Origin of the sequence: Dolichospermum sp. DET69, from assembly GCA_017355425.1 — a bacterium.
In the GTDB taxonomy this organism is placed as follows: Bacteria; Cyanobacteriota; Cyanobacteriia; order Cyanobacteriales; family Nostocaceae; genus Dolichospermum.
In genome coordinates this window covers 5776691-5790263 of sequence record CP070233.1, presented here as the reverse complement: position 1 = coordinate 5790263, position 13573 = coordinate 5776691, and the positions used below count along the sequence as shown (strand labels likewise).

Genomic DNA, 13573 nt, shown 5'->3' with positions numbered 1-13573 from the left:
TACCACACACCATTATTCGTTAGTTATTGGAAAAATACTTACTCAATTTTGTCGCTTTCTACTACTTTTAATACTCGATGTAAAACCTCCTGATAGGCATTTTCTACGTTTCCTAAGTCACGACGAAAACGGTCTTTATCCATAATTCGACGGTTAGTATCAGTTTCTGCTATGTCCCATAAACGACAGGTATCGGGACTAATTTCGTCAGCTAAAAGCACTTGTTGTTGTGAGTCCACGCCAAATTCAAGTTTAAAGTCCACTAAGGTAATTTGGCATTTTTCCCAAAACTGCTGGAGAAATTTGTTGATTTCCAATGCAAGATGAGTAATTTGATCAACTTGTTCCGGTGTGGCTAATTCCATGAGAAATAAGCGATCGCTTGTCAGGAGAGGATCACCTAAATGATCATTTTTGTAATAGAATTCCACCAAAGGCCGTGATAACACAGTGCCTAATGTTAACCCAGTTTGCTGACATAGGCTACCAGCAGCAATATTTCTCACCACCACTTCTAAGGGGATAATTTTTACAGCTTTGACTCGCATCAGATTGGGGGCTGGACTATCAATAAAATGAGTTTTAATCCCCTGGATTGCCAATTGTTGGAACAGTTGACTAGATATACTACAGTTAATCATGCCTTTATTGGCAATGCTGCCCCGTTTTTGAGCATTAAAGGCTGTAGCATCATCTTTAAAATCAGCCAACAAAACCTCTGGATCATCTGTTGCGTAAAGAATTTTAGCTTTGCCTTCGTAGAGTTTAGAATTAACAGACATGGTAGTAGATAATGTTTTCGGGAATGAACTGGTTAAATCTGAAAGTTTTAGGGAACACCAAAAAATAAATTACCCAATTTTGTGGGATGGGCATCTTGCCCGTCCTTGATGATTAGGGGACTTTTCGGCCCGCACTAAGAAATTTTTGGGTATTTTTTTAATTGGAAGTCCCTTACTATTTTATTCAATTGTGGTTATTCAGTCAGATCACATCACTGCATAATACGCAACAATCAAGACTAGACTACCTTTTTTTGTAAACGGATCATAAATTAAGTCTAGGATTACCAAACTAACTCTATTTTTTTACACAATTATGACCCATCCTTTTCTCAAACACCTATATAGTCCAGAACGTCCCGTAATTGTCTTTGATGGGGCAATGGGTACAAACCTGCAAACCCAAAACCTCACCGCTGAAGACTTTGGAGGCGCACAATATGAAGGTTGTAACGAGTATCTAGTCCATACTAAACCCGAAGCCGTCGCCAAAGTTCACCGTGATTTTCTCGCTGCTGGCGCTGATGTCATTGAAACTGATACCTTTGGCTCTATGTCCATAGTTCTCGCAGAATACGACCTCGCAGACCAAGCTTACTATCTCACGAAGAAAGCCGCCGAACTTGCCAAAAGTGTGGCTGCGGAATTTTCCACCCCGGAAAAACCCCGATTTGTGGCTGGTTCCATTGGACCTACTACCAAACTCCCCACCTTGGGACATATTGATTTTGACACCATGAAAGCCTCTTTTGCTGAACAAGCAGAAGCCTTATTTGATGGTGGCGTGGATCTATTCCTTGTGGAAACTTGCCAAGATGTACTGCAAATTAAAGCTGCTTTAAATGGAATTGAGGAAGTTTTTGCCAAAAAAGGGGAACGAAGAGCCTTAATGGTCTCTGTAACTATGGAAAGCATGGGAACAATGCTGGTAGGCACAGAAATCAACGCTGTAGTTACCATCCTCGAATCTTACCCCATTGATATTCTCGGCTTAAATTGCGCCACTGGTCCCGACTTGATGAAACCACATATCAAGTATTTATCAGAACATTGCCCATTTGTAGTTTCCTGTATTCCCAATGCGGGTTTACCGGAAAATGTTGGCGGTCAAGCACATTACAAACTAACGCCTGTAGAATTACGCATGGCGTTAATGCACTTTATCGAAGATTTAGGTGTCCAAGTGATTGGGGGTTGCTGTGGGACACGACCAGCACATATTCAACAATTGGCGGAAATGGCCAAGGACTTAAAACCGAAAGTTAGACAGCCAAGTTTAGAACCGTCAGCCGCATCAATTTATACTACTCAACCTTACGATCAAGAAAATTCTTTCTTAATTATTGGTGAACGTCTTAACGCCAGTGGTTCTAAAAAATGCCGTGATTTACTCAACGACGAAGATTGGGATGGTTTAGTCTCAATGGCGCGGAGTCAGGTAAAAGAAGGCGCGCATATCCTTGATATTAACGTTGATTATGTGGGACGTGACGGCGTGCGGGATATGCACGAATTAGTTTCCCGCGTTGTTAATAATATCACTTTACCTTTGATGCTCGATTCCACCGAATGGGAAAAAATGGAAGCGGGTTTAAAGGTAGCTGGTGGTAAGTGTTTACTCAATTCTACCAACTATGAAGATGGCGAAGACCGATTTTTAAAAGTCCTAGAATTAGCTAAAAAATACGGTGCTGGTGTCATTATTGGGACAATTGACGAAGATGGTATGGCGCGGACAGCAGAGAAAAAGTTTCAAATTGCCCAACGTGCTTACCGTCAAGCTGTGGAATATGGCATTGCTCCCACAGAAATATTTTTTGATACTTTAGCTCTACCTATTTCTACGGGAATTGAAGAAGATCGAGAAAATGGTAAAGCTACCATTGAATCAATTCGGCGCATTCGTCAAGAATTACCTGGATCTCATGTCATGTTGGGCGTTTCCAATATCTCCTTTGGCTTAAATCCAGCCTCGCGGATGGTTCTCAACTCCATGTTTTTGCATGAAGCCATGAACGCGGGCATGGATGCAGCAATTGTCAGCGCGAGTAAAATTTTACCACTGGCTAAGATTGAACCGCAACATCAAGAAGTTTGTCGGCAATTAATTTATGATGAACGTAAATTTGATGGTAATGTCTGCATTTATGATCCTTTGGGAGAACTGACCACAATTTTTGCCGGAGTCAAAACTAAACGAAATACGGGAATTGATGAAAATTTACCAATTGAAGAACGTTTGAAACGGCATATTATTGACGGTGAACGCATTGGTTTGGAAACCCAATTGACCAATGCCTTAGAACAATATCCTCCTTTACAAATCATCAATACTTTCTTGTTAGATGGGATGAAAGTTGTGGGTGAATTGTTTGGTTCTGGACAAATGCAATTACCTTTTGTATTACAATCTGCCGAAACCATGAAAGCTGCGGTTGCTTATTTAGAACCGTTCATGGAAAAGTCGGAATCTGGGAATAATGCGAAAGGAACTTTTGTAATTGCGACGGTAAAAGGTGATGTTCATGATATTGGGAAAAACCTGGTAGATATCATTTTATCTAACAATGGTTATAAGGTGATTAACCTGGGAATTAAGCAATCTGTAGAAAACATCATTCAAGCTTACGAACAGTATCAACCTGATTGTATTGCCATGAGTGGTTTGTTAGTAAAATCTACCGCTTTCATGAAGGAGAATTTACAGACTTTTAATGAAAAGGGAATTTCTGTTCCTGTGATTTTAGGTGGTGCAGCTTTAACTCCTAAGTTTGTGAATCAAGATTGCCAAAATGCTTACAAAGGTAAGGTTATTTATGGCAAAGATGCGTTTTCTGATTTGCATTTTATGGATAAGTTAATGCCTGCAAAAACAGCAGGTAATTGGGAAGATTCAACGGGATTTTTGGATGAAGTTGCAGAATCAACTAATGGACATCAAGAAACAGTAGATAATACTGTTAAAGATAAAACACCTGTTGAACCAAAAGAAAAAGATACTCGGCGTTCTGAAGCGGTAGCGGTAGATATTGAACGTCCAAATCCACCTTTTTGGGGAACGCAGTTTTTACAACCTGATGATATTTCTTTGGAGGAATTATTCTGGTATTTAGATTTGCAAGCCTTGGTAGCTGGACAATGGCAATTCCGCAAACCAAAGGAACAATCTAAGGAGGAATATCAGGAGTTTTTAGGTGAGAAGGTTTATCCAGTTTTAGAAGAATGGAAACAGCGCATTATTGAGGAGAATTTATTACATCCTCAAGTAATTTATGGCTATTTCCCTTGTCAATCTGAGGGAAATAATCTACATATATATGATGTAGAAAGTCAATTAAAACAGGTTGCTAGTTTTGAGTTTCCCCGTCAGAAGTCTTTTAAGAGATTATGTATTGCAGATTTCTTTTCACCAAAGCAGTCGGGAATTACTGATGTTTTTCCTATGCAAGCAGTGACTGTGGGGGAAATTGCCACAGAGTTTGGACAAAAGCTATTTGCCGATAATAAATACACTGACTATCTGTATTTTCATGGTATGGCTGTACAGGTAGCGGAGGCTTTGGCGGAATGGACTCACGCTAGAATCCGCCGGGAGTTAGGTTTTGGTGATTCTGAACCGGATAATATTCGGGATATGTTGGCGCAGCGTTATCAAGGTTCTCGGTATAGTTTCGGCTATCCTGCTTGTCCGAATATCCAAGATCAGTTTAAGCAGTTGCAGTTGTTGGGGGTTGATAGGATGAAGATGCACATGGATGAAAGTGAGCAATTGTATCCTGAACAGTCTACAACGGCGATTATTACTTATCACCCTGCGGCTAAGTATTTCACGGCTTAATGTTTTATCCCCCTTCGTTTTGTGATGGAGGGGGATAAATTTTAATTTAATTCTGCAAAGTGTCAATAATTAATTGTTTTTTGTAGCGTAGTTATGCCAAAATTTACATAAATGCTTCTGTATCATTATGATTGGGCAAACATTACGACGGCGTTACAAAATTACCAAGGAGTTAGGAAAAGGGGGTTTTGGCAAAACCTATTTAGCTGAATACCCGGTTGATCTGCCTGTTACTCCGCAATATAACTGTGTTATTAAAGAACTTATCAAACTTCCGACACCAGAAATCAATACAGAAGAAAGATTTAAAAAGGAAGCAGCAATCTTATTCAAGTTGGGAAAAAACCATTCCCAAATTCCTGAACTCTACGACTTTTTTGAGGAAAATAGAAAATTTTATCTTGTTCAAGAATACATTGATGGACATGACTTGAGTAATGAAATAACTTCAGGTCAACAATGTAGTGAGGCTGAGGTAATTCACCTTTTAGAAGAAATTTTGGAGGTGCTAAGTTTTGTCCATGAACAAAATGTTATTCATCGGGATATCAAGCCATTAAATTTAATGCGCCGTTATTCTGATAATAAAATTGTTTTAATTGACTTTGGAATAGTTAAAGAAATCAGCACTTTGGAAGTAAATGCTCAAGGAAAAATAAGCAGCACTATTCCAATTGGTACTAACGGTTATATGCCAAATGAACAGTCTAATGGACATCCTAAATTATGCAGTGATATTTATGCTCTGGGGATGACAGCAATTCAAGCAATAACTGGAATATCACCTCACGAATTACGAAGAGATTCCAACACACTAGATATTATTTGGAGAGAAAAAGCTCAAATAAGTGAACCACTGGCAGATATTCTCACCAAGATGGTCAGATATCATTACAAGGATAGATATACAGATGCTCATGAAGTATTGCAAGCTTTAAAGCAAGCTGGTTTACCGTCAGAATCTCTTATTACTTCACTACATCCTATCAAGATTGGTGATAAGTATGGCTATATAGACCAGACAGGACGGGTAGTTATTCAACCCCAATTTGATAGTGCTGACGATTTTTCTGAAGGTATGGCAGTAATCAGGATTGGTAAAAAGTATGGTTATGTTGATACAATGGGAGAGTTGTTAATACCGCCTCAATTTGATTTTACTTTGGACTTTTCCGAAGGTTTAGCAATGGTAAATATAGATAATAAATATGGCTATATTAGCAAAAATGGACAATTAATTATACCACCTCAATTTGATGATGCTTCAGACTTTTACGAAGGTTTAACAATGGTAGAGATAGACAATAAATATGGCTATATTGGCAAAAATGGACAGTTTGTTATCCCACCTCAATTTGATGATGCTTGGGACTTTTGTGAAAGTCTAGCAAGGATAAAAATAGATAATAAATATGGCTATATTGGTAAAAGTGGACAGTTCGTTATCCCACCTCAATTTGATGATGCTTGCAGCTTTTACGAAGGTTTAGCAAGGATAAAAATAGATAATAAATATGGCTATATTGGTAAAAGTGGACAGTTCATTATTCTACCTCAATTTGATATCGCTTGGGACTTTTCTGAAGGTTTAGCAATGGTAAGGATAGATAATAAATATGGCTATATTGGCAGAAATGGACAATTAATTATACCACCTCAATTTGATATTGCTTGGGACTTTTCCGAAGGTTTAGCAATGGTAAGGATAGATAATAAACATGGCTATATTAGCAAAAATGGACAATTAATTATACCACCTCAATTTGATAATGGTGATAATTTTTCTGAAGGTCTAGCACGAGTTAAGATTGGTGAACAAGAACGCTATATAGACAAAAAGGGAAGATTTATTTATTAGGCAAGAATCATATTTTATCAGCCGTAATTGTCGAACAATTTCTAGGGGAAAGTTTTCATCAGCATACAGTTTGACCATTAATCATAGTCTGGTATGAGTCCGAGTTAAATCTTGTAATGCGTCAGTTGGAACGACGTATGGGTGGGATTAGTCAAGATTTACAGGTAAAAATTAATAAGTTATCTGTGGAAGATTTGGAGAATTTAGGTTTAGCGTTGTTAGATTTTACCAGTAAAGCTGATTTGGTTACTTGGTTGAATAATCAAGTTATTTTTGAGGGTTAAATATTAATGATTAAGGACTCGCCTGACAAGTGTAGGTTTTTTAGAATTGGTTTTTATGCTGGACTTGGAAGACAAGGAAGGAAAGTAGACAAGGGAGTTTGAAGAGAAAGAACCGGAAAATTCTGCCCGATATGTTCCCTGTGGGAGTAATCATCACTTATTACCAATTAGCCAACGTTTTGGATAATTAATCAGTTTTAATTCTTCTTTGTTTTTCTTTCTTGTCCACTTTCCCTCCTTGTCTGCCAAGTCTAGCTCTATTATAAATCTCAATGTATATTCAAAACGGCTTAATTATTTGATTTAAGTGGGTAGGGGTAAAGCAAGAGCTTCATTGGTGTCAACTTAACGTAAAATCCAACTGGGAATGAATTCCCAGTCTCATAGCAAAAGTCGTCTCAAGACGACTCAATAACTAGTAGTCTGTCAAGAACTAATTGACGGGTTCATTCGTTGCCATTTTGATTCTTCCTTCTTCCTTCTTCCTTCTTCCTTCTTCCTTCGTGTCCTTCGTGCCTTCGTGGTTCGTTTCTTATCCGTCAAAATTTATTTGACAGACTACTAGGATAATCTTGTATTATTTCTGCTGTTTGCTGATAAAACTCTGTAGACCTTTATCTATTAACGCTTTTCCTTTCTTTCAGCAAACTATAAATAAGTAAAACTTATCATAAATCGAAAATGGTTTGTAAATTTATAACTTTTACAAATTCCTCTTTATATTTTCTTAATAATTAATTGAGAATTATTTTTATTAACTAACGATCTTGCAATACTTTCAGCGATTTGCTATAATTTTCTCAAAATTCATAATTGGATTATTATATGCATTTTGCGATTTTACTCAAATAAGAATTAGCAGAAGTCTTTATTCATAGCTATTTCAGGAATATTAACGGAAAAATAATACAAAACTTAATCAATTAATAATGACTTACTCAAACTATTTTGGGGAAAATTGGATGATGTTTTTTGATAGCTAGAAAATTATCTATTGACAATTGAGATATTTTATGGTAATAGGAAATTTCTACAATTTGTACACAGTTTGGATGATTGCGCTAAAAAGTATCGCAGTTTTAACACAAATATGCGGGTAGGGGTTTAGCACTGGTAAAACCCTACGAATGTCTAACTGAACGCCTAAAAATATTTTTTTCCTAAAAATTATAACATTAGCGAAATTCATGCTATATTTATTAAACCTAGTAGTGTGTGTACATAATTAATAGTCTTTTTTGGAATTACTGTGGCGAATACAAAATCTGCTCTTAAACGCGCTCAAATCGGAGAACGAAACCGACTGCGTAACAAAGCGTATAAATCAGCCGTAAAAACGCTGATGAAGAAATACTTTAGTTCTGTGGAAGCTTGTGCTGCTAATCCGACAGCCGAACTCAAACAAGAAGTGGAAACGAGAATGTCTGAAGCTTACAGCAAAATTGATAAAGCTGTAAAAACTGGCGTACTTCATCCCAACAATGGGGCGAGAAAAAAGTCAAGATTGGCTCATAAACAGAAAACCCTTACAGCTTAGTCAATAGTCAGTGGTTTGTTTCCTACTTACCATTGACAACTGACAAATGACCAGCCATGCAACTCATAGATACCCACGTACATATTAACTTTGACATTTTCCAGCCAGATTTGGCCGCAGTGCGTTCTCGCTGGCAAGAAGCAGGAGTAGTGCGATTAGTTCATTCCTGTGTTCACCCGCAAGAATTTGCGAGTATTAGCCAAATAGCACAGCAGTTCCCTGAACTTAGCTTTGCTGTAGGACTGCATCCATTAGATGCTCATAAGTGGGATGACCAAACAGCGGGTCTAATCAAGTCTTTGGCCAGTTCCAATTCCCAAGTAGTAGCTATTGGGGAAATGGGGTTGGATTTTTACAAAGCAGATAATTATGAACATCAGCATCAGGTATTTGCATCACAATTAGCGATCGCTTGTGAACTGAATTTACCAGTGATTATTCATTGTCGTGATGCTGCACCCGATCTGAGAGATGTCTTGCAAAAATGGCGGAATTTGCATGGAGAAAGGGTACGGGGTGTCATGCACTGCTGGACAGGGACACCAGAAGAAACCCAATGGTTTCTAGATTTAGGTTTCTATATTAGCTTTAGCGGCATAGTGACATTTAAAAATGCTCAAACTATTCAAGCTTCAGCCTTAATGGTAGATAGCGATCGCTTACTTATAGAAACAGATTGTCCATTTCTGTCACCTGTTCCTAAACGTGGTGAAAAACGCAATGAGCCTGCTTATGTTCGCTATGTAGCGGCAGCACTAGCACAGCTACGAGGAGAAACAATAGAGGAAATTGCCCAGAAAACCACCCAAAATGCCTGTAGATTATTCAGTCTATCATTATAACGATTATCAAATCTTTACCATTAGCGCTGATTTAACTCATAAGATCCTTTTGGAGGATAAAAATGTGCTAGAATTAATCACTCCAAAACATTTAGGTCAAGCCATAATAGTAAAGGAAAGATAATAACTCCTAAAACTCAATTTGTGCTGTTATCAACATGATATTAGCCGGCTTGGGAATTTGTGGTTTTAGCTGGTTTGCACAAATCGAAGCGACCCAAATCTAAAATCCAAAATTGTCTACCCATCCTCTTAAATCTCTACAAACGGATGCTCTCAATAGATAACCAGCAGTGGCCACCTCGGTTGACTAGAAAAAACCACCAAAGCCAGAAAACAGCAATCCTTTCGTATATCAAACAATAAAGAAAATCGTTAAAAGTAATTGTCTGATCTAGACAATCATAGCAATATCCAATCCATAGTTGCCGCTCAAACGCAACGTTGTGGCAATTATTTCCTCCTCTGGGATCATTCTAAAACGTACTAATACGGATTAGATGTGAACCAGACCACCCACAAGCGTCGTCAAAGGGTAAACGTTATTTAAGTCATGACACCTTGGGATTCGCTAGTTCCATGATCTGTCGGTACTGATTAAACATTCCGAAAGGAAAGTGTCTTTACCTTAACAAGCTTAGATAACTAGGTTGAAGCAAACTTTACTTAGAAATAAGGACTGGTCAAACCGACCGCAAACGTTAATAGCAGGAAAATATTCCCTAATATTGACTACGAAACACTACATTATTCTGGGATTAGGACTTATGGCGGAATCCCCAGTTTTGGGATCTTGCAGTCAGGAACAAGTATTAGGTAGAAAATGTGAGGTGTGAGGGATGAAGAAGTGTGAAGTAGAAAGAAATTTTATGGCTAACGCTACTAAAGAGCTATCAGTCAGAAACCTAGCAATAGACTATTGAGCAGATAGACTTCATTCTCTATGAATCTATATTTTAGCACAAAGCCTTCATGGCAGACTCTTATGCTTCGGCTTCCTTAAAAGTTTAACCAGGTTGATAAAGGTAAAGGCATGACTAACGACGATAAATACATGGAATCCGCCTTTCTATTACCCGACTTGATTGAAATTCAGCGTTCTAGCTTTCGCTGGTTTCTAGAAGAAGGGCTAGTAGAAGAACTGAACTCCTTTAGTCCAATTACAGACTACACTGGCAAACTAGAACTGCACTTTTTGGGCAATAATTATAAACTCAAAGAACCTAAATACAGCGTTGAAGAATCCAAGCGGAGAGACAGCACTTATGCAGTGCAAATGTATGTCCCTACCCGTCTGCTGAACAAAGAAACAGGAGACATCAAAGAACAAGAAGTATTTATTGGTGATTTGCCCTTGATGACAGATCGAGGCACATTTATTATCAATGGAGCCGAGCGCGTCATTGTTAATCAAATCGTGCGATCGCCAGGAGTTTACTATAAATCAGAAATTGATAAAAACGGCAGACGGACCTATTCCGCCAGTTTAATTCCCAACCGGGGTGCATGGCTCAAATTTGAAACAGATCGTAATGACCTAGTTTGGGTACGGATAGATAAAACCCGTAAACTGTCAGCACAGGTACTGCTGAAAGCCCTGGGTTTATCAGATAACGAAATCTTTGATGCCCTGCGCCATCCAGAATACTTCCAAAAAACCATAGAAAAAGAAGGGCAATTTTCCGAAGAAGAAGCCCTGATGGAATTATATCGGAAACTTCGTCCAGGTGAACCGCCTACAGTCTTAGGTGGACAACAGCTTTTAGACTCTCGCTTCTTCGATCCTAAACGCTATGACCTCGGAAAAGTTGGTCGTTATAAACTCAACAAAAAACTTCGCCTATCAGCCCCCGACACCATGCGTGTCCTTACCCCTGGGGACATTCTAGCCGCCGTTGATTACCTGATTAATCTAGAATACGACATCGGCAGTATAGATGACATTGACCACCTCGGAAATCGCCGAGTCAGAAGCGTTGGGGAATTACTGCAAAACCAAGTCAGAGTAGGTTTAAATCGGTTAGAAAGAATTATTCGAGAACGGATGACAGTATCCGATGCTGAATCTCTTACCCCCGCATCCCTAGTCAACCCCAAACCCTTAGTAGCAGCTATCAAAGAATTCTTTGGTTCTAGCCAACTAAGTCAGTTCATGGATCAAACCAACCCCTTAGCGGAATTGACCCATAAACGTCGCCTCAGTGCCTTGGGACCAGGCGGTTTAACCAGAGAAAGAGCCGGTTTTGCAGTTAGAGATATTCACCCCAGCCACTACGGACGGATATGTCCCATTGAAACACCAGAAGGACCAAACGCCGGACTAATTGGTTCATTAGCTACCCATGCCCGCGTTAACCTCTACGGTTTTCTAGAAACACCCTTTAGAGCAGTAGAAAACGGCAAAGTCTTATTCAATGTTGCTCCCGTCTACATGACAGCAGACGAAGAAGACGACCTGCGAACAGCAACCGGTGACGTTCCCCTAGATGAAAACGGTTACATCAAAGGACCATCAGTTCCAGTTCGCTATCGCCAAGACTGGACAACCACCAACCCCGAACAGGTGGATTATGTGGCAGTTTCCCCAGTGCAAATTATCTCAGTTGCCACCAGCATGATTCCTTTCTTGGAACATGATGACGCTAACCGAGCGCTCATGGGTTCTAATATGCAACGCCAAGCCGTACCACTGTTAAAACCAGAACGCCCCTTAGTGGGAACAGGTTTAGAAGCCCAAGCCGCGAGAGACTCCGGGATGGTGATAGTTTCCCGGACTGATGGCGACGTAATATATGTTGATGCCACAGAAATTCGTGTCCGCGCCAGTGGTCAGTTGTCTGCCGCCAGTGGTAGCCAACCCATTGAGAAAGGACAAGAACTTAAATATAAACTTTCCAAATACCAGCGTTCTAACCAAGATACCTGCTTAAACCAAAAACCATTGGTGAGAATTGGCGAAAAAGTCGTCGCTGGTCAAGTATTAGCAGATGGTTCTTCCACAGAAGGCGGAGAACTGGCATTAGGACAAAATATAGTTGTCGCCTATATGCCTTGGGAGGGTTACAACTACGAGGACGCAATTCTCATCTCCGAGCGCCTGGTACAGGAAGATGTCTATACCTCTATCCACATCGAAAAATACGAAATCGAAGCCAGACAAACCAAACTCGGACCGGAAGAAATCACCAGAGAAATTCCCAACGTCGGGGAAGATGCCCTCAGACAACTGGACGAGCAAGGCATTATCCGCATTGGGGCTTGGGTAGATGCTGGGGATATTCTCGTTGGTAAAGTCACCCCCAAAGGTGAATCAGACCAACCCCCAGAAGAAAAACTGCTCAGAGCCATCTTTGGTGAAAAAGCCCGCGATGTCCGTGACAACTCCCTCCGCGTCCCCAATGGTGAAAAAGGCCGGGTAGTTGATGTCAGACTATTTACCCGCGAACAAGGTGATGAACTGCCACCAGGGGCAAATATGGTCGTCCGGGTTTATGTCGCCCAAAAACGCAAAATCCAAGTTGGCGACAAAATGGCAGGAAGACACGGCAACAAAGGGATTATTTCCCGCATCCTGCCAGCGGAAGATATGCCCTATTTGGCGGATGGTTCACCAGTAGATATAGTTCTCAATCCCTTGGGTGTACCCAGCCGGATGAACGTCGGTCAGGTATTTGAATGTTTACTGGGTTGGGCAGGTCATAACCTAGGAGTCAGGTTTAAAATTACTCCCTTCGATGAAATGTATGGGGAAGAAACTTCCCGTCGCCTAGTTCACGGCAAACTCCAAGAAGCTAGAGACGAAACCAGCAAAGATTGGATATATAACCCCGACAATGCTGGCAAAATCATGGTCTATGATGGTCGCACAGGCGAACCATTTGACCGGGCCATTACCGTCGGTGTCGCCTATATGCTCAAGCTGGTGCATTTAGTTGATGACAAAATTCACGCCCGTTCCACAGGACCATACTCCCTGGTAACTCAACAACCTTTGGGTGGTAAGGCTCAACAAGGTGGACAAAGATTTGGAGAAATGGAAGTTTGGGCATTGGAGGCTTTTGGAGCAGCCTATACCTTGCAGGAACTGTTAACAGTCAAATCCGATGATATGCAAGGGCGGAATGAAGCTCTCAACGCCATCGTTAAGGGTAAAGCTATTCCTCGCCCTGGTACACCCGAATCCTTCAAGGTGTTGATGCGAGAATTGCAATCCTTGGGCTTAGATATTGCCGTCCACAAGGTGGAAACCCAAGCAGATGGTAGTTCTTTGGATGTGGAAGTAGACCTAATGGCAGACCAAGCCGCTCGTCGCACTCCGTCTAGACCAACCTACGAGTCACTCTCCCGTGAGTCCTTGGAAGGGGAAGAGTGACTCCACAAGAGGGGCAACCACTCCACAAGAGGGGCAACCACAGGGGGATTGCCCCTACGG

6 protein-coding genes and 1 pseudogene are annotated in these 13573 nt (G+C 40.4%); 6 read left to right on the top strand and 1 reads right to left on the bottom strand.

From position 1 onward, the window contains the following. Nucleotides 1–38 precede the first annotated feature (38 nt). Nucleotides 39–782, bottom strand: coding sequence for a phosphoribosylaminoimidazolesuccinocarboxamide synthase (locus EZY12_26495; GenBank protein ID QSX68115.1), 744 nt, complete (start codon nucleotides 780–782; stop codon nucleotides 39–41). Nucleotides 783–1098: 316 nt separating this feature from the next. On the opposite strand from EZY12_26495, the gene metH reads away from it, so the two are divergent. The 6 genes and pseudogenes from metH to rpoB all read left to right on the top strand — a co-directional run bounded on the left by metH (nucleotide 1099) and on the right by rpoB (nucleotide 13513). Further along, nucleotides 1099–4620, top strand: coding sequence for a methionine synthase (gene metH / locus EZY12_26490; protein QSX68114.1), 3522 nt, complete (start codon nucleotides 1099–1101; stop codon nucleotides 4618–4620). A 127-nt stretch (nucleotides 4621–4747) separates the two neighbouring features. Continuing rightward, nucleotides 4748–6478: a WG repeat-containing protein gene (locus tag EZY12_26485; GenBank protein ID QSX68113.1), complete on the top strand. Its 1731-nt coding sequence runs from the start codon at nucleotides 4748–4750 to the stop codon at nucleotides 6476–6478. Nucleotides 6479–6594: 116 nt separating this feature from the next. Continuing rightward, nucleotides 6595–6762: pseudogene (locus EZY12_26480) on the top strand (DUF4351 domain-containing protein). Between the two features lie 1249 nt (nucleotides 6763–8011). Continuing rightward, complete coding sequence (locus EZY12_26475; protein ID QSX68112.1) at nucleotides 8012–8299, top strand: 30S ribosomal protein S20; 288 nt, start codon at nucleotides 8012–8014, stop codon at nucleotides 8297–8299. A 56-nt stretch (nucleotides 8300–8355) separates the two neighbouring features. Then, complete coding sequence (locus EZY12_26470) at nucleotides 8356–9141, top strand: TatD family hydrolase (GenBank protein QSX68111.1); 786 nt, start codon at nucleotides 8356–8358, stop codon at nucleotides 9139–9141. 1033 nt (nucleotides 9142–10174) lie between these two features. Continuing rightward, complete coding sequence (rpoB, locus tag EZY12_26465; GenBank protein QSX68110.1) at nucleotides 10175–13513, top strand: DNA-directed RNA polymerase subunit beta; 3339 nt, start codon at nucleotides 10175–10177, stop codon at nucleotides 13511–13513. The last annotated feature ends 60 nt before the right edge of the window (nucleotides 13514–13573 follow it).